The 19,989-nt window shown below is 66.4% G+C and carries 17 protein-coding genes, 2 tRNA genes and 1 other RNA gene; 10 read left to right on the forward strand and 10 right to left on the reverse strand.

Annotated elements, in window-relative coordinates; genetic code table 11:
* Positions 1–106: 106 nt before the first annotated feature.
* Positions 107–436, reverse strand: a transfer-messenger RNA (tmRNA) gene (gene ssrA, locus LI953_RS02625).
* 20 nt (positions 437–456) lie between these two features.
* Between ssrA and thyX the strand changes: the two genes are divergently transcribed.
* The 3 genes from thyX to LI953_RS02640 are packed head-to-tail and all read left to right on the forward strand — an operon-like array spanning position 457 to position 2,283.
* Positions 457–1,359, forward strand: coding sequence for an FAD-dependent thymidylate synthase (gene thyX / locus LI953_RS02630; RefSeq protein WP_227074468.1), 903 nt, complete (start codon positions 457–459; stop codon positions 1,357–1,359).
* A gap of 6 nt (positions 1,360–1,365) precedes the next feature.
* Positions 1,366–1,728 (forward strand): sulfotransferase, encoded by a 363-nt coding sequence (locus LI953_RS02635; protein WP_227074469.1) that lies wholly within the window; start codon positions 1,366–1,368, stop codon positions 1,726–1,728.
* Positions 1,729–1,731: 3 nt separating this feature from the next.
* Positions 1,732–2,283 carry a hypothetical protein gene (locus LI953_RS02640; RefSeq protein ID WP_227074470.1) on the forward strand — a complete coding sequence of 184 codons (552 nt, stop codon included), beginning with the start codon at positions 1,732–1,734 and terminating at the stop codon, positions 2,281–2,283.
* On the opposite strand, the gene LI953_RS02645 is transcribed toward LI953_RS02640, so the two are convergent.
* The 3 genes from LI953_RS02645 to LI953_RS02655 form a co-directional block, all read right to left on the reverse strand.
* Positions 2,280–2,813, reverse strand: coding sequence for a glycine cleavage system protein R (locus tag LI953_RS02645; RefSeq protein ID WP_227074471.1), 534 nt, complete (start codon positions 2,811–2,813; stop codon positions 2,280–2,282). The two genes, LI953_RS02640 and LI953_RS02645, sit on opposite strands and share 4 nt — an antisense overlap.
* A gap of 33 nt (positions 2,814–2,846) precedes the next feature.
* Positions 2,847–3,629, reverse strand: coding sequence for a Bax inhibitor-1/YccA family protein (locus LI953_RS02650; protein WP_227074472.1), 783 nt, complete (start codon positions 3,627–3,629; stop codon positions 2,847–2,849).
* Positions 3,630–3,747: 118 nt separating this feature from the next.
* Positions 3,748–6,516 (reverse strand): ribonuclease E/G, encoded by a 2,769-nt coding sequence (locus LI953_RS02655; protein WP_227074473.1) that lies wholly within the window; start codon positions 6,514–6,516, stop codon positions 3,748–3,750.
* A 363-nt stretch (positions 6,517–6,879) separates the two neighbouring features.
* Between LI953_RS02655 and LI953_RS02660 the strand changes: the two genes are divergently transcribed.
* Together LI953_RS02660 and LI953_RS02665 are read left to right on the forward strand one after the other, a co-directional pair.
* The gene (locus tag LI953_RS02660) at positions 6,880–8,247 is read left to right on the forward strand and encodes a glycosyltransferase family 2 protein (RefSeq protein ID WP_227074474.1); all 1,368 of its coding nucleotides are present in this window, start codon (positions 6,880–6,882) and stop codon (positions 8,245–8,247) included.
* A gap of 81 nt (positions 8,248–8,328) precedes the next feature.
* Complete coding sequence (locus LI953_RS02665) at positions 8,329–10,485, forward strand: malate synthase G (protein ID WP_227074475.1); 2,157 nt, start codon at positions 8,329–8,331, stop codon at positions 10,483–10,485.
* Here LI953_RS02665 and LI953_RS02670 read toward each other — a convergent pair.
* The 4 genes from LI953_RS02670 to LI953_RS02685 all read right to left on the reverse strand — a co-directional run bounded on the left by LI953_RS02670 (position 10,448) and on the right by LI953_RS02685 (position 13,551).
* Positions 10,448–10,867: a hypothetical protein gene (locus tag LI953_RS02670; protein WP_227074476.1), complete on the reverse strand. Its 420-nt coding sequence runs from the start codon at positions 10,865–10,867 to the stop codon at positions 10,448–10,450. The genes LI953_RS02665 and LI953_RS02670 overlap by 38 nt on opposite strands.
* A gap of 48 nt (positions 10,868–10,915) precedes the next feature.
* Positions 10,916–11,434 (reverse strand): hypothetical protein, encoded by a 519-nt coding sequence (locus LI953_RS02675; protein ID WP_227074477.1) that lies wholly within the window; start codon positions 11,432–11,434, stop codon positions 10,916–10,918.
* Positions 11,394–13,463, reverse strand: a complete 2,070-nt coding sequence (gene nagA, locus LI953_RS02680) for an N-acetylglucosamine-6-phosphate deacetylase (protein ID WP_227074478.1) — start codon at positions 13,461–13,463, stop codon at positions 11,394–11,396. Before nagA ends, LI953_RS02675 begins: the two co-directional genes overlap by 41 nt.
* 13 nt (positions 13,464–13,476) lie before the next feature.
* Positions 13,477–13,551: transfer RNA gene (locus tag LI953_RS02685), tRNA-Thr, on the reverse strand.
* A 95-nt stretch (positions 13,552–13,646) separates the two neighbouring features.
* Between LI953_RS02685 and LI953_RS02690 the strand changes: the two genes are divergently transcribed.
* Positions 13,647–13,722: transfer RNA gene (locus LI953_RS02690), tRNA-Ala, on the forward strand.
* 9 nt (positions 13,723–13,731) lie between these two features.
* On the opposite strand, the gene LI953_RS02695 is transcribed toward LI953_RS02690, so the two are convergent.
* Both LI953_RS02695 and LI953_RS02700 read right to left on the reverse strand, forming a co-directional pair.
* Positions 13,732–14,157 (reverse strand): organic hydroperoxide resistance protein, encoded by a 426-nt coding sequence (locus tag LI953_RS02695; RefSeq protein ID WP_227074479.1) that lies wholly within the window; start codon positions 14,155–14,157, stop codon positions 13,732–13,734.
* Positions 14,158–14,209: 52 nt separating this feature from the next.
* Positions 14,210–15,412: a pyridoxal phosphate-dependent aminotransferase gene (locus LI953_RS02700; RefSeq protein WP_227074480.1), complete on the reverse strand. Its 1,203-nt coding sequence runs from the start codon at positions 15,410–15,412 to the stop codon at positions 14,210–14,212.
* Positions 15,413–15,555: 143 nt separating this feature from the next.
* Here LI953_RS02700 and lpdA point away from each other — a divergent pair, with 143 nt between their 5' ends.
* The 4 genes from lpdA to LI953_RS02720 are packed head-to-tail and all read left to right on the forward strand — an operon-like array spanning position 15,556 to position 19,986.
* Positions 15,556–16,947, forward strand: a complete 1,392-nt coding sequence (gene lpdA / locus LI953_RS02705) for a dihydrolipoyl dehydrogenase (RefSeq protein WP_227074481.1) — start codon at positions 15,556–15,558, stop codon at positions 16,945–16,947.
* Between the two features lies 1 nt (position 16,948).
* On the forward strand, positions 16,949–17,668 hold the full coding sequence (locus LI953_RS02710) for a pyridoxine 5'-phosphate synthase (RefSeq protein ID WP_227074482.1): 720 nt from the start codon (positions 16,949–16,951) through the stop codon (positions 17,666–17,668).
* Positions 17,669–17,722: 54 nt separating this feature from the next.
* Complete coding sequence (locus tag LI953_RS02715; protein WP_227074483.1) at positions 17,723–19,060, forward strand: lipopolysaccharide biosynthesis protein; 1,338 nt, start codon at positions 17,723–17,725, stop codon at positions 19,058–19,060.
* Positions 19,057–19,986, forward strand: coding sequence for a glycosyltransferase family 2 protein (locus LI953_RS02720; RefSeq protein ID WP_227074484.1), 930 nt, complete (start codon positions 19,057–19,059; stop codon positions 19,984–19,986). Before LI953_RS02715 ends, LI953_RS02720 begins: the two co-directional genes overlap by 4 nt.
* The last annotated feature ends 3 nt before the right edge of the window (positions 19,987–19,989 follow it).

The raw sequence follows: 19,989 nt of genomic DNA on the forward strand, positions 1-19,989 counted from the left end.
ACGTTTCCTCCCTAAACTTGGCGGTGCATTTTTGCACCGCCTTTTTTTTGCCTGCACGCCAAACAGGCGGCGTGGGGATGGGCATGGCATTGCATGGCGGGGAGGAAGTGGGGGGCTTCTGTTGCCCGGTGCCCCCCGAACCGCGCTTAGCTGTTTTTAGGCAGCGACAGCGAATGCAACGTTGTTATCGTTCGCATTTAAAAATTAGCCCGATAACGGCGGTACAATGCCGAGCAAAAAGTGGGTCTTTACCACGCATGTCGAGTCTGTTTCGCCCCCATGTAACCAGCCTGCCCGTTGCCGGGCCGGCCGATAAATGGTGGAGGCGCCGGGTACTGCCCCCGGGTCCATAACGCTTATTCCACGCACCGTTTATCGCCATAGTCAGCAAGCTGACACCGCCAATATAGGGCCGGTGCGCTGGCTGTGGAAGGGGGGCGGTGTTATGTAACCGGCATGACCCTAACGCCCGAACAACTGGCCGAGATCGAGGCCGCCCGCGCCGCCACCCGCACCACCCTGCGCCCCACCGTGCCGGCGCTGGAGGAATTGCTGTTCACCGCCGTCCCAGTGCTGGATCATGGCTTCATCCGTGTGGTCGATTACATGGGCGATGACGCCGCCGTGGTGCAGGCCGCGCGCGTCTCCTACGGCCGCGGCACGCGCAAGGCGCTGGAGGATGCCGGGCTGATCCGCTACCTGATGCGCCATTGGCACAGCACCCCATTCGAGATGTGCGAGATCAAGTTCCATGTGAAGCTGCCGATCTTCGTGGCGCGGCAATGGATCCGCCACCGCACCGCCAATGTGAACGAGTATTCCGCCCGCTATTCGGTGCTGGACAAGGATTACTACCTGCCCGCGCCCGCGCATCTGGCCAAACAATCCAAGGTGAACAACCAGGGCAGAGGCGAGGTGCTGGACGCCGCCACGGCGGAGCGCGTGCTGGGCCTGCTGCGCGAGGACGCCGAGCAGACTTACGGCCATTATGAGGAAATGCTGGACGAGGAAACCGGCCTGGCGCGTGAACTGGCGCGCATGAACCTCACCCTCAACACCTACACGCAATGGTATTGGAAGACGGACCTGCACAATCTCTTCCACTTCCTGCGCCTGCGCGCGGATGCCCACGCGCAATACGAGATCCGCGTCTATGCCGAGGCGATGATGAAAATCGTCGAGGCCTGGGTGCCGCTGAGCTATGCCGCCTTCCGCGATTACCGGCTGGGGGCGGTGACGTTCTCGGCCAAGATGCTGGAATTGCTGCGCCGGATGCTGGCGGGGGAGGCGGTGACACAGGAGGCATCCGGCCTCTCCAAGCGCGAATGGGCTGAGTTCATGGCTGCGCTGGGGCGCTAAGCCCCGATGACGCGCAAGCCGAATTTCTTCATCATCGGCGCGCCAAAATGCGGCACCACCTCATGGGCCTCCTGGCTGGCGGAACACCCGCAGGTGTATTTTTCGCCGCTCAAGGAACCGCATTTCTTTAATTCTGACGTCGAATACAAAGCCCGCCCCACGCCCAAGCAATACGAGACGCTCTTCCGGCCGGCGACGGCGAAGCATCAGGCCGTAGGCGAAGGTTCGACCTCCTATCTGGCGTCGCGCGTGGCTGTGCCGGGCGTCGAAGCCCATACAGGCGGACGGGCGAAATACATTGTGTGCCTGCGCACCCCAGTTGAGATCGCGCCCTCGTCCTACGCGCAGCAATGCGCGGATTTGGGCTAGAAATTGGGAAGCTTTGAGGAGCAATGGCGGCAGAACGCGCCATATATCGCGGATGCCGCGAAGTCAGCCCCGCGCTCCCCATTTGTCGAGCTCTTTGAGTTTTGGCGTATTGGCGCCCAATTGAGGCGGTTGTACGAGCACGTGCCGAGTGAGCGCGTGTTTGTGATTTTGCTTGATGACGTGCAGGCCGACCCGCGTGGTGTGTATTTGTCCCTTCTCGACTTCCTGGGCGTCGATGATGACGGGCGCACGGATTTTCCAGTTAAAAATAGCCTCAAAGTCGTGCGGTCAAGTTTGCTGGCGCGGATGCCTCATGTTCTCGCCGCAGCCAAGGCCAAATCAGGCATCGACACGAATTTCGGGATCGGCGTCGGCAGGTTTATTCACAAGCTCAATTACAAGTTCTTGGACAAGCCGAGGCTCTCCCCCGAACTCCGCGCCGAACTGCAAGACTATTTCAGCGACGATATTCTGCTCCTGCAGGAGCTGCTCGGGCGCGATCTCTCGCACTGGCTGGCGCCAGCCGCCATCACGCAGGCTGGGGCGGCGGATTAGCCTGCCACCGCCTCGGTCGCGCCGCGCACATCAACCATCAATTCCTGGGTGAGCTGCTCCAGGCTGCGGCGTACATCGTCCACCGCCACATGCGCGGGTATGCTCACCTTCAACACGGCGCGGAACATCTCTTCGCCGGTGAAGGGCGCGCTCTCGATGGTGCTGCTCAGCTCCTCGATATTCACGCCCAGCTTGCGCAGGGTCTGGGTCACGTCGCGCACGATGCCGGGGCGCTCATGGCCCAGCACGTCCAGCGTCAGGGCCTCGTAATCCTGCGCGGGGGCACGCTCGCTGCCTTCGGTCACGGTCACGCTCAGCCCATCGGCGCGCAGCTCGGCCAGGGCGGCGGTGAGCGCGGCGGCGGCCTGCGCGGGCGCCCGCACCAGCACGATGCCGGCGAATTGCCCAGCCAGATGGGCCAGCCGGCTCTCCAGCCAGCTTCCGCCCGCTGCCGCGATCTTCTGCGAAATCTCGTTCACCAGGCCGGGCCGGTCGGGCCCGATAAAGGTCAGTACCAATGATGTGGACATAAACTTCCCTCCGTTCCGGCCTGGTGGCGGTGATTACCTGTTGTTGCGCTGGCCGAAGAGCTGCAGCAGGAACAGGAACAGGTTGATGAAGTTCAGGTAGAGCTGCAGCGCGTCGTAGACGCTGCGCTTGTTCGCCATATCCACCCCATAGGCGCTGCCGAACTGGATGTAGTCGGCCTTGATGCGCTGGGTGTCGTAGGCGATGAGGCCGACGAAGACGAGCACGCCGATCACGGAAATGGCGAAGGCCATCGCCGCCGAATGCAGGAAGATGTTGACCAGCATGGCGAGCATCAGGCCGATCAGCCCCATGAAGAAAAAGCTGCCCCAGCTCGTGAGGTCCTTGCCGGTAGTGTAGCCATAGAGGCTCATGGCGGCGAAGGTGCCGGCGGTAATGAAGAACACCTCGGCGATCGAGGTGGAGGTGTAGGCCATGAAGATATTGTTGAGGCTGGCGCCCATGGTGCCGCAGAACACCCAAAACAGCGTCTGCGCCGCCTGGGTGGAGAGTTTGTTGACGCCAAAACTCAACACCATGACGAAGGCGAGCGGCGCGAAGATGGCGATATAGCTCAGGATGGTCGGCACTTCGACAGTGTAGCCCTGGGCCGTTTGCGCCGTGGTGTAAAACAGCGCGTGCAGCGCGGGCACCGCGAAGATGGCGTAGGCGACAAGCCCGGTGAGCACGAGGCCGGATGCCATCCAGTTATATACGCGCAGCATATAGGCGCGCAGGCCGGCATCCAGCGCCGCGCTGCCATAGGCGGAGAAGCCGCTCTGCGCCGTGCGGTAGGAATTATTGGGGTTTAAAGCCATGGAAGATACTGCTCCTTATGAGGGCATGACGCCCTTAAGCGTATGATTCTTCCGTTTCGCGGGCTTTTCAAGTGAAATGGCGGCGTTGCCGCCGCCATTGAGGTTACGAAACGTAAGATTAGCGGCGCCACCAGCCGGTTTTCTTGGCCGCCGGGGCCTCGGTGGCGCCGACGATGATCGGCTTCACCACCGGTTCCGGCGCGGCGGGCTCCTCAGCCGGGGCTTCCGGCGCCGGGGGCTCCGGCGCGATGATGACCGGCTCGGCGGTGGTCTGTGCGTCCTCGGCCGCGGCGCTGGGGAGGTCCTCGACGCTCTCCACCGCAACCGGTTCCTCGGCCAGCAGCGGCTGCGCGGCCTCGGCGGCCTCGCGCGCGGCGCGGCGGGCTTCTTCCTCGGCGCGCTCGGCGGCCTCGAAAATATCCGCGATATCGGCATAGACCGGCGTCGGGGCGGCGTCCTCAGCCGGGGCTTCGTCGTCGGCGGTGCGGCTGCGGCGGCCGCCACGGCTGCGGCGGCGCTTCGCCGGAGCTTCCTCGGCGGCGGGCGCCTCGGCCTCAGCGGGCGCAGGGGCAGGCGGCGCGGGCTCTTCCTCCGGCGCGCCAAGGGCGGCTTCCAGCACCAGATCGATCTCTGAGGGCTGATCCTCCGCCATCACCGGGGGCACTTCCGGCGCGGCTTCCTCAGTCACGGCCTCGCCCTCGGCGGCTTCCGCCGCTTCCGGCGCGCCGCGCTCGTCGCGGCGCTTGCCGCGGCGGCGGCGGCGGCGCTTGCGGTCGCCGTTTTCGGCCTTCTCGGCGGCGCTCTCCTCGGTTTCGGTCTCGGCCTCGGCTTCCTCCTCGGCGATCTCCTCCACCGGGGCGGCGAGCTGGCGCTCGGGGCGCACGGGGGCCGGGGTGGGGGGCGGCGCGGTCTGCGCCTTCAGCCGCTCGATGCGGAAATTCGTGCCGGCCAGCGTCGAATCCGGGTTGAACACCACCCGCATCGCGTAGCGCTCCTCGATCACCGAGAGCCGCTCGCGCTTGTGGTTGAACAGGTAGAAGGCGATCTCGGGCGGCAGGGTGACGGCGATTTCGGCGGCGCGGAATTTCGCGCCCTCATCCTCGATCGCACGCAGAATATGCAGCGCCGCGCTCTCGGGCGAGCGGACGTGGCCCATGCCGGCGCAATGCGGGCAGACGATCAGCGATGCCTCGGTCAGCGAGGGGCGCAGGCGCTGGCGGCTCATCTCCATCAGGCCGAAATGGCTGATGCTGCCCACCTGGATGCGCGCGCGGTCGTGCTTCAGCGCGTCCTTCAGCTTGCGCTCGACGGCGGCGTTGTTCTTGCGCGACTCCATGTCGATGAAGTCGATCACGATCAGCCCGGCGAGGTCACGCATGCGCAACTGCTTGGCCACCTCCTCGGCGGCCTCCAGGTTGGTGCGCAGGGCCGTGTCCTCGATATTGCGCTCGCGGGTGGAGCGGCCCGAGTTCACGTCGATGGCGACCAGCGCCTCGGTCTGGTTGATCACGATGTAACCACCCGAGCGCAGCTGCACCAAGGGGCTCAGCATCGCGTCGAGTTGGGCCTCGACCTGATGTTTGGAGAAGAGCGGCTGGCCCTCGGTCCAAAGCTGCACCTTGCGGGACTGGCTCGGCATCAGCATGCGCATGAAGTCGCGTGCGGCGCGGAAGCCCTCCTCGCCATCCACCAGAATATCCTCGACATCGCGGGTATAAACATCGCGGATGGCGCGCTTGATGAGGTTGGCCTCCTCATAGATCAGCGCCGGGGCGGTGGATTCCATAGTCTTGTCGCGGATGTCGTCCCACAGCCGCAGCAAATATTCGCAGTCGCGCTTGATCTCGGGCTTGGGCCGGTTGGCGCCGGCGGTGCGCACGATCAGCCCCATGCCGGAGGGCACGTCGAGCTCGGTCATCGCCTCCTTCAGGCGGCGGCGGTCGGCCTGGCTGGTGATCTTACGCGAGACGCCGCCCCCGGTGGGGGAGTTGGGCATCAGCACCGAGAAGCGCCCGGCCAGCGAGAGATAAGTGGTGAGGGCGGCGCCCTTGTTGCCGCGCTCCTCCTTGACCACCTGCACCAGCATGATCTGGCGGCGGTGGATCACGTCCTGGATCTTGTAATTGCGCAGGAAGCGTTGGCGCAGGCGGCGCTCGCGGGCTTCCGCGGCGTCGTCGCCATCGCCGCCGATCTGCTCGGGGGCCGGGGCCTCAGGCTCGATGATCTCCACCGCGTCCTCGGTCGCGATGCTCTCGACCACCGTCTCCGGCGCGCCACCCTCGGCGGCTTCGGCGTATTCGGCGTCGGTCTGCGCGGCCTCGGTCGGCGCCGTCTCATCGGCGGCGGTCTCCTCCTCGGGCAGCGGCTCGAACACGGTCGGGGCTTCCGGGTCGGGGGCGATCTCTTCGTCGGCGGCTGCCGGCTCGCTCAGCGCCTCGGCGATGCCGGTCGGCTCCTCCAGTACCTCGCCATGCGGCTCCGGCTCCTCGGGCGGGGGCGCGGCGACGATCTCGATCGGCTTGATGTCCAGCGCCTGGGCGGCTTCGGGCTGGGGCTCCTCGGCTTCTTCCTCGGCTTCCTCGGCGGCGCGGGCGGCCTCTTCCTCGGCCTGCATGGCCAGTAGCTTCTCGCGGTCAGCGACCGGGATCTGGTAATAATCCGGGTGGATTTCCCCGAAGGCGAGGAAGCCATGGCGGTTGCCGCCATACTCGACAAAGGCCGCCTGCAGGCTGGGCTCGACCCGGATTACCTTGGCGAGGTAGATATTGCCTTTGATTTGCTTGCGGGTGACGGTCTCGACGTCGAAATCTTCAAGCCGGGTGCCATCCAGAACCACCACGCGGGTCTCTTCCGCATGGCTGGCGTCGATCAACATTCTTTTGGTCATAAAAACTCCGGTGCGCGCGGCCGGGGCCGGTGCGGGCAGCAAGGCTCCGCTCCGGCAGGGCGCGATATGTGTGCAGAAATGGGGAAGCAGACCGGAGCCGCGCCTTATCCGAGCAGAAAAAGAAGTCTTCGGTAGGCAGAGCGGTCATCGGTCCTTGAACTCGCCGTGGCGAGGCGCCACGGCCATGGGGTATTTTTATCGGGGCTTCCGGAGCGCGGAACCGGCGGTACAAGGCCGGTCTCCGCCCAGGCCCGGGAGCCTGCCTTTGTAGATGGCTCAAAACCCCTTGTTCCGCAAGGGGGTTGTTCGGTGCCGCCGTTCCCCGCAAGATAAGTGGCGGAAAGTTAACGTGAGATACCGCAGATGACTTTGAAGCACCGTTTCGCCATTTGCGCCTGCGCGCGGTGGGAAACGCCTTATATCGTGGAATGGCTGAACTATTACCGGGATCTCGGGTTCGGCCATGTCTATTTATATTGCAACGATGACGATCCCGGCCCGTTTTATGAACGTGTGTTGCCTTTCACCCAGGGGGCGGCGCCGTTCGTCACCTTCCACCACCATCCGCATCAGGGCCAGCAATTCGAGATGTACGCGCATTTTCTGCGCCATCATCTGGCGGAGACGGAATGGGTGTCGTTTTTCGATATCGACGAATTCCTGCGCCTGCCGCCGGGGCAGGACATCGCCGCCTTTATGGCGCGCTTCGCCCCCGAGGTGGAGTGTGTGCTGTTTAACTGGGTGTTCTTCGGCCCCAATGGCCACAAGATCCCGCCCGAAGGGCTGGTGCTGGAGAATTTCACCCGGCGCGAGGCGGCGCTGCACCCGCATACAAAGTTTGCTGCCCGCAGTCTGACCCTGGCTGAACTGCGTGCATGTGTACCCGCTCGCGCTCACACTTTCTGGCACGAGTTTAATACCAAGTTAGATCGACCGGTTAACGCGGTTAACGCTTTGGGCGAGAGCATGGCGGAGTATTTTCGGGATTTTCCGGAGCAGGCGCAGAATTTCGTCAATATTCCCGAGCGCCGTGAGCGGTTGCTGGCGACCGCGATCATGCATCACTACGCGTTCCGCTCCGAGCGGGCCTATGCCGAGCGCGCCGCGCGCGGGCTGAAGGGGGATTTCAGTGGCCAGGATATGTGGAAGCGCGTCGCCGAGGGGCCGGACTTCGCTGGGTTGCTGGCCAAGATGAACGCGGTGGAGGATACCAGCCTGGCGGGATTCTGGGCCGAGCGCCGCCAGCGCGCCCACACCTTCGGCACGGAGCTGCCGGAGCAGGTCCAAACCCCCACCCGCCCCGATAATATCAGCCGCAGCAAGCCGGCCACGCAAAGCTCGCATTCCTCATGGTCCTTCGGCCCCACGCCGGAGCAGGACGCCGCCGGGGCGGTGAATGGCGTGCTGGACGGGGCGCGGCATTTCCACACCGATCGCGAGGATGACCCGTGGTGGCGGGTCGATCTCGGCGGCCTCGCCACGATCACCGAAATCCACATCCACAACACCACCGACCACACCGCCGAGCGCTTCCGCGATTTCCGGTTGGAAGTGTCGATCGACGGCGAGGCCTGGGCAGCGCTGGCCGAGAAGCGCGATGGCGAGACGCTCACCGCGCCGTTCGTCTGGGCCGGGCCGGGCACGGCCTGGGCGCGCTATGTGCGCGTCACCCTGCTCGGGAACAATTTTCTGCATCTCAGCCAGGTCGAGGTGTTCGGTAAGCTGCCCTGAAATGGCGCGCCGGGGCGGGCGGACTTGCCTTGCCATGGTGCTTTGCGGCATCAGGCGTCGCAACGACGAGGAGAATGAAGCATGCCCGAAACCCGCGTTTCCGTTGACGGCCTGAGTGTCGCCGCCACGCTGTACGACTTTGTGAACAACGAGGCGCTGCCCGGCACCGGCATCGAGCCTGCCCGGTTTTGGCCCGGTTTCACCGGCCTGCTGCGGCGCTTTGCGGCCAGCAACGCGCAGCTTCTGGCCAAGCGCGACGCGCTGCAGGCGCTGATCGATTCCTGGCATGTCTCGCGCAAGGGCCAGCCGCATGACCAGGGCGCCTATGAGGCCTTCCTGCGCGAGATCGGCTATCTGCTGCCCGAGCCGCCCGCCTTTGCCATCGACACCGCCAATGTCGATGACGAAATCGCCCGCATCGCCGGGCCGCAGCTGGTGGTGCCCGTCTCCAACGCCCGCTACGCGCTGAATGCCGCCAATGCCCGCTGGGGCAGCCTGTATGACGCGCTCTACGGCACCGACGCTCTGCCCGAGACCGACGGCGCGGCGCGCGGCAAGGGCTTCAACCCGGTGCGCGCCGATCTGGTGATCGCCCGCGGCCGCGCCTTCCTCGACGCGCATTTCCCGCTGGCCGATGGCTCGCATGCCGATGTGCTGGGCTACAAGGTGCGCAACGGCCACCTGGCCGCGGTGCTGCCCTCGGGCGAGGTCGGGCTGCGCGAGGCCGCCCAGTTCGCCGGTTATACCGGCGAGGCCGGGGCGCCCAACAGCGTGCTGCTGAAGAATCACGGCCTGCATGCCGATATCCTGATCGACGCCGCGCACCCGATCGGCAAGAACGACACCGCGCATGTGGCGGACATCATCCTGGAATCCGCGATCACCACGATCATGGATTGCGAGGACTCGGTGGCCGCCGTGGATGCCGCGGACAAGGTGGACGTCTACCGCAACTGGCTCGGGCTGATCCTGGGCACGCTCACCGCCCCGGTGGAGAAGGGCGGCAAGGTGTTCGAGCGCGCGATGAACCCCGACCGCGTTTACACCGCGCCGGATGGCGGCAGCCTCACCCTGCACGGGCGCTCGCTGATGCTGGTGCGCAATGTCGGCCACCATATGCTCACCGATGTGGTGACGCTGAACGGCGCCGAGGTGCCGGAGACGGTGGTGGACGCCGTGATCACCTCGCTCATCGCCATGCGCGACCTGAGCCTGAAGAAGAATTCGCGCACCGGGTCGGTCTATATCGTTAAGCCCAAGCTGCATGGGCCGGATGAAGTGGCCAACGCCAACGCGCTGTTCGGCGCGGTGGAGGAGCTGCTCGGCCTGCCCGCCAACACGCTGAAGATGGGCATCATGGATGAGGAGCGCCGCACCTCGGCCAATCTCAAGGCCTGCATCGCGGCGGCGAAGTCGCGCGTGGTGTTCATCAACACCGGCTTCCTCGACCGCACTGGCGATGAGATCCACACCTCGTTCGAGGCCGGCGCCTTCATCCGCAAGAACGACATCAAGGCCCAGCCCTGGATCAAATCCTACGAGGACCGCAATGTCGATTTCGGCCTGGAATGCGGGTTGCAGGGCAAGGCGCAGATCGGCAAGGGCATGTGGGCCGCGCCCGACCTGATGGCCGCGATGCTGGAGCAGAAGATCGCCCACCCGAAGGCGGGCGCCAACACGGCCTGGGTGCCCTCGCCCACCGCCGCCACGCTGCACGCGCTGCATTATCATATGGTCGACGTGTTTGCCCGGCAGGAGGAGCTGAAATCCCGCCCGCCGGCCAAGCTGTCCGACCTGCTGACCATTCCGCTGGCCAATGGCATCAACTGGAGCGCCGAGGAGATCCGGCAGGAGCTGGATAATAACTGCCAGGGCCTGCTCGGCTATGTGGTGCGCTGGGTGGACCAGGGGGTGGGCTGCTCCAAGGTGCCGGATATCCACGATGTCGGGCTGATGGAGGACCGCGCCACGCTGCGCATCTCCTCGCAGCACCTGGCCAATTGGCTGCACCATGGCGTCGTCACCCAGGAGCAGGTGATGGAGGCGCTGAAGCGCATGGCGCTGGTGGTGGACCGCCAGAACGCGGGCGATGCCGCCTATAAGCCGATGGCTCCCGCTTATGATGGCCCGGCCTTCAAGGCAGCGTGCGAGCTGGTGTTCGAGGGCCGCGCCCAGCCCAACGGCTATACCGAGTTCGTGCTCACCCGCCGGAGGCGGGAGGCGAAGGCAGCGGGCTGAGCGTTTCCTCCGGCGGGGTCTGGCTTTTCAGCACCTCGCTGACTTTCACATGCAATTCGACGTGCAGCTGATGGATTTCCCCCATCAGCTGCCGGATCGAGTTCACCGTCTCCATCACCGCGTCATGCTGCTCGCGGGCGAGCTGGTCGGAGCCGCGCGCGGCCAGGATGGTGCCCACGCCGATCAGCGGCAGAGCGATGAGTTGCAGCACGCCCGAGCTGGCATATTGCACGAACGGCATCAGCGCCGGCCATTTCAGCGGCAGCAGCGAGAAGATCAGGCAGAACCAGAAGAACCCCATCGTCGCGAAGATCGCGTTGGCGCGGATCGCGATCTGGTCGTCCATCCAGGCGAAGAATTTTTTGAGCCGAGAGAATTGCACGCGCGCCTCCGTATGGTTTGCTGGCGCAACCATACCAGAGGCCGTGGTTCAGCGCACCGGGATGGTGGCGAGGCGGAACGCGCCGTTGCTGACCGCCTCGGGCGGTGGCGGGCGGCGGCAGCAGATCAGCCAGTAAGGCAGCACCAGCAGCAGCGTCCAGCCGAAGCTGCCGAGCAGGGCGGTGCCGCTCTCCAGCGGTAATTGCGAGGGGAAAAGCGCCAAATCCAGCAGCCAGAGCGTGCGCCAAACCAGCCCGGTGAGGCGCACGGCCGGAGCGAGGGCGGCGCGGTTCGGAGCTTGGCGCTCATGCGCGCGGATCTGCAGGAAGGCGGTGCCCGCCATCACCAGCAGGCAGAGCATGTCCTGCACGAAATCGGCGCTGAACGGTTTGTCGAAGGCATGGACCCAGATCAACCCCAACCCGGCGCCGAGCACGGCGCAGGCGCGGGCGATGCTGTAGAGCGGCAGGCCGAGATGCCAGTCCGCGCGGTTGACCGCGGGCTGCAACACCCGGTCGATGATGAAATCATCTATCCGCCGTGCGATGTCGATGAGTTTCCGTCCCATCGCTGTCTGGTCCTGTCGCTCCCTCTCGGTTGTCCAGCGCCCGCCGTAATGAGCTTGATGCCGCCGCCAGTCGGGCCTTGGCCTCGGCCGCGCTCAACCGGCGCAAAATCATCAGCGCCGCCACCTTAACATGCATATCGCAAGCGCCGAGTGCAAGCATCGCGTCGTCCTCGCTGGCGCTGGTGATCTGGCGGACCATGGCCACGGCGCGGCGGCGCAGCTTGGCATTCGTTGCGCGCATGTCCACCATGTAGGGGCCGAAGGTCTTGCCGAGCCGGATCATGACCGTGGAGGACAGGGTGTTGAGCGCGATTTTCTGCGCCGACCCGGCGGAGAGCCGCGTGGACCCGGCGATGATCTCGGCCCCGGTGACAATCTGCACCGCGATCTCGGCGGCTGCGGCCATCGGCGCGGCGGCGTTGTTGACGATGGCGCCGGTCAGCCCGCCCCGCTGCCGCGCCTCGCGGATGGCGGCCAGGGTAAAGGGCGTGCTGCCCGAGGCGGCGATGCCGACCAGCGCGTCGCCGGGGCCGAAATCATGCGCGGCGAGGGCGGCGCGGGCGGCCTGTTCGTCATCCTCCGCGCCCTCGGCGGCTTTGACGAAGGCGGACGGCCCGCCCGCCAGCAGGGGGATGATCAGCCCGTCCTCGATGCCGAAGGTCGGGCCGCACTCCACGGCGTCGAGGAAGCCCAGCCGCCCTGAGGTGCCCGCTCCGGCATAAAACAGCCGCCCGCCAGCTTGCAGCTTGGTGGCGACGGCATCCGCCAGCCGCGCCAGGGCCGGGGCGGCGGCGGCAAGCGCACGCTGCGCCGCCTGTTCCTGGGCCAGGAAGCTGTGCACGATGTCGAGCGTGGGGCGCTCGTCGAGATCCATCAGCTCGGGCTGCGCGCTCTCTGTGCCGCGCGGGGTGTCGGCTTGGGGTTTGGCCACCCCGGCGGTCCAGACGCGCAGCGGGTGTAGATCGTCGCTGAACCAGACCAGATCTCCCCGCGCGCCGGGGATGAGTACGCCGCGATCGGCGAGGTTGAGGGCGCGGGCAGGGCGGGAGGTGGCGGCGGCGAGGGCGGTTTCCGGCGCCACCCCGGCGGCCACCAGGCGGCGCAGCCCGTCATCGAGCGTGATGCCCGCCCCGGCGATGGTGCCATCCGCGCGCAGCCCCACGCCCTGGTGGCCGAGCGTGACCGCCGCGCCGCCAAATTCGCGCACCGCGCCCGGCGCCAGCCCGGCGATGAGAATCGAATCGGTAACGGCGATGGCGCGCGGGCAGGCGGCGAAGGCGATGGCCAGCAATTCCGGCGCCACATGCACGCCATCGGCGATCAGGCAGGGGGAAAGGCGCGGATCGGTGAGCGCCACCCCCGGCGCGCCGGGGGCGCGGTGGTGCAGGGGCGATTGCGCGTTGAACAGATGCGTAACCAGCGCGGCGCCCGCGGCGGCGGCTTCGCGCATGGCCGCGGCGTCGGCATTGGTGTGGCCGAGCGCCACCGCCACCCCGGCTTCGCGCAGCCGGGCGATGGCGGCGAGCGCGCCAGGCAGCTCCGGCGCCAGGGTGACGAGCCGCACCACCTGGCCCATCGCCAGCACGGCATCCAGCGCCGCCTGATCGGGCAGGCGCAGGAATGCGGCGAGATGCGCGCCACGCTTCTCCGGCGCCAGGAACGGGCCTTCGAGATGCAGCCCGAGAATCGCGCCATGCCGCGCTTGCGCCGCCGCCACGCGCCGCGCCACCGCCGCGAGGTCGGCCAGCGGCGCGGTGATGGCGGTGGGCAGCACCGAGGTCACGCCGCAGGCCGCCAGCCCGGCGATGAAGGCATCCCACTCATCGGGCGTGGCGCTGGCGCAATCGACGCCGAAGGCGCCGTTATTGTGCAGGTCGATCAGGCCGGGGGCGAGGAAGCCATGCGTCAGGCGAATGTCTGCGTCCACATCGTCAAAGACAATGCGGCTGATGCGACCGTTTTCCAGCGCCAGAGCGCCCGGGCCGGTGAAGTTGTCGCCCAGGAACAGGCGGGGTGCGGAGATGATCATGACAGGAGAATACTGGTGCCGGGTGAGGGATTTGAACCCCCGGCCTTCGGTTTACAAAACCGCTGCACTACCACTGTGCTAACCCGGCGCGAGAGGGGACTTAACATAATCCGCATTTGCTTCCATCCCCCCTCTTGATCTTCTCGTGTAACCCGGTTTATACGCCGGTCCCACGAAAGGCACGGGGCTATAGCTCAATTGGTAGAGCGTCTGCATGGCATGCAGAAGGTCAGCGGTTCGATTCCGCTTAGCTCCACCATTTCCCCTCTTACCCCAGTTTCAGCTGCACATCGACGCCCTTGGTCAGCGCGTGCGAGTACGGGCAGACGATATTCGCCTTCTGCACCAGCTCCTCCAGTACTGTGGGGGCGATCCCTGGTGAGGTGACGGTGAGCGCGGCGGTGATGCCGAAGCCGGTGCCATCCTCGCGCGGGCCGATGCCGATTTCGGCTGAGACCTTTGTGTCCTCGGGCAGTTTCACGTTTTCTTTTCCGGCCACGAATTTCAGCGCGCCGAGGAAGCAGGCGGAATATCCGATGGAAAATAACTGCTCGGGATTCGTGCCCGGCCCATCATCGCCGCCCAGCTCCTTGGGCACGGAGAGGGTCACGGCGAGGCGGCCATCATTTGTGGCGCCGGAGCCGGCGCGCCCGCCCGTGGCGTGGCCGTGGGCGGTGTATTTCACGTCAGGCATATCTGCTCCTCGTTTTTTGGTTGAGACAAGGAGCATGTGGCGCTGAAACCGCTCAGCGCAAGGCGGCGCAGAATTCCGCGATGCGGGCGCAGGCCGTGCTTAACAGCGCCTCGGAGGTGGCGGTGGAGATGCGCACATGGCCGGGCATGGCGAAGGCCGAGCCCTGCACCACGGCGGTATGGGCTTCCTCCAGCAGCGCCATGCTGAAATCGGAATCGGTGGCGAGCTTGCGCCCTCCTGGCGTGGTCTTGCCCAGGCAGCCGGCGATGTTGGGGAACACGTAGAACGCGCCTTCAGGCTTGTGGCAGGCGATACCCGGCACCTGGTTGAGCGCCGCCACCACGAGGTCGCGCCGGGCTTGATAGGCGGCGGCCCGCGCGGGCAGGTAATCCTGCGGCCCGGTGAGCGCGGCGAGCGCCGCCGCCTGGCCGATGGAGGAGACGCCGGAGGTGGCCGTGGCCTGCGCCACCGTGCAGGCCTTGACCAGCGCCGCCGGCCCGAACAGCCAGCCGACGCGCCAGCCGGTCATGGCGTAGGTCTTCGACACGCCGGAGACCGTCACCACCCGGTCCGCGAGGTCGGGCGCGACGCCGAGCAGGGTGACATGCTTGCGCCCGTCGAACAGCAAATGCTCGTAGATGTCATCGGAGAGCACCCAGAGCCGCGGATGCGCGCGCAGCACCTCGGCCAGGGCCAAAAGCTGGTCGGTGGTGCAGGCGGCGCCGGAGGGGTTGTTGGGGTAGTTCAGCAGCAGCAGCTTGCTGCGCGGGGTGATGGCGCGCGCCAGCGCGGCGGGCTGGAGCATGAAGCCATCCTCCTGCGGGCAGGGCACGAACACGGTCCTGGCCCCGGCGAAATTCACCGTCTGCTCATAGCCGGCCCAGGCGGGGGCGGGGATGATCACCTCGTCACCGGCCTCGGTGAGCGCCATTAGCACGTTGAAGATCGCCTGCTTGCCGCCATTGGTCACCAGCACATCGGCCGGGCGGATCGCCAGCCCGTGCTCGCGCTGGAATTTCTCCGCCACGGCCTGGCGCAGCGCCTCGGTGCCGCCGAGCGGGGGGTATTTGGTGTCGCCGCGGGCGGCGGCGTCGTGCGCGGCCGCCACCACATGCGCCGGGGTGGGGAAATCCGGCTCGCCCAGCGAGAGGGAGACGACATCATGCCCCGCCGCGCGCAGGGCGCGGGCGCGGGCCGCCATGGCCATGGTGGCGGCGAGTTCGGTGCGTTCGATTCGTGCGGAGAATTTGGTCATGCGCCGAGTGTGGCGCGCCGCCGGGCGCGCGGCAAGCAAGCCCTTGGCATTGCAGCAAGGCAGACGTGCCAAGGGCAGATTGCTTGGCGGCGGAGGTGGGGGTATGAGCGGCCATCATTTGCACATCCGCCAGGGAGCGAAACATGGCTGAAAATTTCGACGTCATCGTGATCGGGGCTGGCCCCGGCGGCTATGTCTGCGCTATTCGCGCGGCGCAGCTCGGTTTCAAGGTGGCTTGCGTCGAGAAGCGCGCGACCCTGGGCGGCACCTGCCTGAATATTGGCTGCATCCCCTCCAAGGCGCTGCTGCAATCCTCCGAGGATTTCGACCACGCCAAGCATGGGCTCAAGGATCACGGCATCGCGGTGGGCGAGGTGAGCATCGACATCGCCCGCATGCAGGCCCGCAAGGCCGAGGTGGTGGGCGCCAACACCAAGGGCATCGAGTTCCTGTTCAAGAAGAACAAGGTGACCTGGATCAAGGGCGCCGCCGCCTTCACCGGCCCGGGCGCGATCGAGGTCGCCGGGCAGGCCTATACCGCCAAGCACATCATCATCGCCACCGGCTCCGATTCGGTGCCGCTGAAGGGCGTCGAGGTCGATGAGAAGCGCATCGTCACCTCCACCGGCGCGCTGGAGCTGGACAAGGTGCCGGGCCATCTCGTGGTCATCGGCGGCGGCGTGATCGGGCTGGAGCTGGGCAGCGTGTGGCGCCGCCTGGGCGCCGAGGTCACGGTGGTCGAGTTCCTCGAGCGCATCACCCCAGGCCTGGATGGTGAGATCTCCAAGACCTTCCAGCAGATGCTGGCCAAGCAGGGCTTCAAGTTCAAGCTCGGCCACAAGGTGACCAGCGCTAAGGCCGACGCCAAGGGCGTGACCCTGACCGTGGAGCCCGCCAAGGGCGGCGCGGCCGAGGAGATCAAGGCCGACATCGTGCTGCTGGCGATCGGCCGCTACGCCTATACCGAGGGCCTGAACCTGGCCGCCGCGGGCGTGGAGACCGATGAGCGCGGCCGCATCAAGGCCGGTAAGCATTTCGAGACCAACGTGCCGGGCATCTACGCCATTGGCGATGTGATCGCCGGGCCGATGCTGGCGCACAAGGCCGAGGAGGAGGGCGTCGCCCTCGCCGAGCGCCTGGCCGGGCAGGCCGGGCATGTGAATTACGGGGCGATCCCGAGCGTGGTGTATACGTGGCCGGAAGTGGCCGCCGTGGGCGCCACCGAGGAGGAGTTGAAGGCGGCGGGCGTGCAATACACCGTCGGCAAATTCCCCTTCATGGCCAATGGCCGCGCCCGCGCGATGGGCTGCACCGACGGCTTCGCCAAGGTTCTGGCCGAGAAGGGCACCGACAAGCTGCTCGGCGCGCATATCATTGGGCCGGATGCCGGCACGTTGATCGCGGAGCTGGCCACGGCGCTGGAATTCGGCGCCTCGGCCGAGGATGTGGCGCGCGTCTGCCACGCCCACCCGACGCTGAACGAAGTGGTGAAGGAAGCCGCGCTCGCCGCCGACGGCCGGGCGATCCATATCTGAGATGACCCGCGCCCTTCGCCTCGGCGTCAACATCGACCACGTGGCCACGCTGCGCAACGCGCGCGGCGGCGGCCACCCGGACCCGTTCACCATCGCCAAGGCCTGCGCCGCGGCGGGAGCGGATGGCGTCACCATCCATCTGCGCGAGGACCGGCGGCATATCCGCGACGCCGATGCCGAGGTGATCTGCCGCTGGGCCGCCAAGCCGGTGAATTTCGAGATGGCGGCGACCGAGGAGATGGCCGCGATCGCCACCCGGCTGAAGCCGCACGGCGCCTGCATCGTGCCCGAGCGCCGGGCCGAGGTGACGACCGAGGGCGGGCTGAACGTGGTGCAGCAGCGCGCGAAATTGCAGCCGGTGATCCGGCGCCTGCAGGATGCCGGGATCGTGGTGTCGCTGTTCATCGACCCCGAGCCCGAGCAGGTGCGGGCGGCGGCCGAGATCGGCGCCCAGGTGGTGGAGCTGCATACCGGCGCTTATGCGCATGGCAAGCCGGGCGAGCTGGAGCGGTTGCGCGCCGCGGCGGCGCTCACCGCCGAGGCGGGGTTGGAATGCCATGCCGGGCACGGGTTGACCTTCGCCAATGTGCAGCCGGTGGCGGCGCTGCCGCAGGTGGTGGAGCTGAATATCGGGCATTTCCTGATCGGCGAGGCGCTGCTGATGGGGCTGCCCGCCGCGATCGCGGAGATGAAACGGCTGATGGCCGAAGCGGCGGGCTAATGGCGCGGCGGGGCGGGGGTTCCCCGCCCTTTTTATTTGAGCGGTGATGCGGTTGTGATGCGCGTTGCCCTTGGCGTGGCGCGACCTCACCGGCATCATGGCGGCATGGTCAGTTTCACCACCCCACGCAACCGGCGCATTCTGCTCAGCGGCGCTGCCGGGGTGACGCAGCGCCTGGTGCAGCTCGCCACCAGTCTCATCACGCTGCCGCTGGTGCTGCACCGGCTGGGCGATGCTGGGTTCGGCGTGTGGGGGGCGGCGACGTCGCTGGCATGGGCCGGGGCGATGCTCGATCTCGGGCTTGGCGGGGCGCTGATCACCTTGCTGCCCCGCGCAGGCGGACAGCGGGGAGTCTCGCGTGATTACGTGACCGCCAGCCTGTTTGTCGCGACAGGGATCAGCCTGGGCATGCTTGCCATAGGCTCCGCGCTCGCATTGCTCTGGCCGCATCTCGCGCCGTCGGGGCCGTTTCTGATCGCGGGGCTCGGATTGGCGGTGAACATTCCCCTCGGCTTGTCCGGGGCGTTGTGGTTCGGGCTGCAGAAAGGGCATGTCACCGGGTTTTGGAATACGGTGCAGACAGGGCTGACGCTGCTCTTCGTGGTCGCCGGTGTGGTGGCTGGGGCAGGGGTGACGGTCCTGACATTGGCCATCTATGCTGCCGCAGCGCTCGCGAATGCCGGCTCGCTGATCCACCTGCTATGGCGCGTTCCGGAGCTGCGGCCAAGCCCATGGCCGAAATTTGGCGTGATGCGGACAGCTCTGCGCAGCGGGATTTCACTGTCGATGATCGGCGCCGTCGCGTCCGGCGCGTATGTGCTCGATAACGTGCTGGCGCTGCACTGGCTCGGCCCGCACGCGGCGGCGCAGATGGCGGTGGCCCTGCGCGTTTGTATCACCGCCAGCGGCATGTTGGCGGTTGCGACACAGGCGTTTTGGCCGGAGTTTGTGGAGGCCGTGGCGCATGGGGATCACCACTGGGTTGTGCGGGCGCTCGGGCGGGGTACGCTGATGGTGACCGTGCTTGCCCTTGCCGGATGCGGCTTGCTGGTGCTGGCCGGGAAACCGGTGCTGGCGTGGTGGCTGCATCAGGACCTGCATCTGCCCCACGCGCTGTTCCTGGCCATGGCGGCGTGGATCCTGGTGCCCGCGCTCACCCGCGTGGCGGGGTTGTTGCTCAACGCCAAGGCGCTTTATCGCGGGCAGTTCCTGGCCCAGCTCGCGGCCACGGCGCTGGCGCTGGCGCTGAAGCCGCTGGGCGCCAAATTTCTCGGCGCGGCCGGTTTGCTCGCGGCCACGCCGCTGGTATCGCTGTTCATCATCTGCCCCGCCTATGCCTGGTTGGCCTGGCGCGCGGCGGCCGCTCCCCGGTTCCAAAAGGTCCGCGCATGACGTTTCTGAGTGTCATCACCCCCTGCTATAACGAGGAAGCCAATGTCGCGGAGCTGCATGCGCGCGTCGCCGCCGCCATGGCGGGCATCCCCGATTGCACCTATGAGCATATCTTCATCGACAATGCCTCCGCCGACCGCACCGTGGCGCTGCTCAAGGAGCTCGCCGCCGCCGACCCGCGCGTGAAGATCATCGTCAATGCCCGCAATTTCGGCCATATCCGCTCACCCATGCACGCTTTTCTGCAGGCCTCGGGCGAGGCCGTGATCAGCATCGTCGCCGATTTGCAGGACCCGCCGGAGATGATCCCGACGCTGGTGGCGAAATGGCGCGAGGGGTATTCCACCGTGCTGTGCGTCAAGCGCTCCTCCGAGGAGACGGCGGCGATGTTCCTCCTGCGCCGGGCCTATTACGCGCTGGTGGAACGGCTCTCCTCGATCGAGACGATTCAGAACTTCACCGGCTTTGGCCTGTATGACCGCAAGGTGGTGGAGGCGGTGCGCAGCTTCGGTGATCCCTACCCGTTCTTCCGCGGGATGATCGCCGAGATCGGGCTGGGCATCTGCAAGCTCCCCTACGACCAGCCGGTACGCAAGCGCGGCATCACCAAGAATAATTTCTACACGCTCTACGATATCGCGATGCTCGGCATCACCAACCTGTCCAAGGTGCCGCTGCGGCTGGTTACCGCATTCGGGTTCTTCAGCGCCTGTCTGTCGTTTCTCGCTGGGTTCTCCTATCTCGTTTACAAGCTGATCTTTTGGTCGAGCTTCACGGTCGGCATGGCGCCGCTGATCATCGGGCTGTTTTTTCTGGGCTCGGTGCAGCTCGTCTCGCTTGGCATCATTGGTGAATATGTGGGCGCGATCCATACCCAGGTGCAGAAACGCCCCTATGTGATCGAGAAAGAGCGGATCGGCTTCTAGCGC

This window comes from Acidocella sp. KAb 2-4 (genome assembly GCF_020567705.1).
Classification (GTDB): domain Bacteria; phylum Pseudomonadota; class Alphaproteobacteria; order Acetobacterales; family Acetobacteraceae; genus Acidocella.

Excerpts from the sequence above, each read along its gene's own strand:
- thyX (WP_227074468.1), top strand. The coding sequence starts at position 457 with ATGACCCTAACGCCCGAACAACTGGCCGAGATCGAGGCCGCCCGCGCC.
- LI953_RS02635 (WP_227074469.1), top strand. The coding sequence starts at position 1,366 with ATGACGCGCAAGCCGAATTTCTTCATCATCGGCGCGCCAAAATGCGGC.
- LI953_RS02645 (WP_227074471.1), bottom strand. The coding sequence starts at position 2,813 with ATGTCCACATCATTGGTACTGACCTTTATCGGGCCCGACCGGCCCGGC.
- LI953_RS02650 (WP_227074472.1), bottom strand. The coding sequence starts at position 3,629 with ATGGCTTTAAACCCCAATAATTCCTACCGCACGGCGCAGAGCGGCTTC.
- LI953_RS02655 (WP_227074473.1), bottom strand. The coding sequence starts at position 6,516 with ATGACCAAAAGAATGTTGATCGACGCCAGCCATGCGGAAGAGACCCGC.
- LI953_RS02660 (WP_227074474.1), top strand. The coding sequence starts at position 6,880 with ATGACTTTGAAGCACCGTTTCGCCATTTGCGCCTGCGCGCGGTGGGAA.
- LI953_RS02665 (WP_227074475.1), top strand. The coding sequence starts at position 8,329 with ATGCCCGAAACCCGCGTTTCCGTTGACGGCCTGAGTGTCGCCGCCACG.
- LI953_RS02675 (WP_227074477.1), bottom strand. The coding sequence starts at position 11,434 with ATGGGACGGAAACTCATCGACATCGCACGGCGGATAGATGATTTCATC.
- nagA (WP_227074478.1), bottom strand. The coding sequence starts at position 13,463 with ATGATCATCTCCGCACCCCGCCTGTTCCTGGGCGACAACTTCACCGGC.
- LI953_RS02695 (WP_227074479.1), bottom strand. The coding sequence starts at position 14,157 with ATGCCTGACGTGAAATACACCGCCCACGGCCACGCCACGGGCGGGCGC.
- LI953_RS02700 (WP_227074480.1), bottom strand. The coding sequence starts at position 15,412 with ATGACCAAATTCTCCGCACGAATCGAACGCACCGAACTCGCCGCCACC.
- lpdA (WP_227074481.1), top strand. The coding sequence starts at position 15,556 with ATGGCTGAAAATTTCGACGTCATCGTGATCGGGGCTGGCCCCGGCGGC.
- LI953_RS02710 (WP_227074482.1), top strand. The coding sequence starts at position 16,949 with ATGACCCGCGCCCTTCGCCTCGGCGTCAACATCGACCACGTGGCCACG.
- LI953_RS02720 (WP_227074484.1), top strand. The coding sequence starts at position 19,057 with ATGACGTTTCTGAGTGTCATCACCCCCTGCTATAACGAGGAAGCCAAT.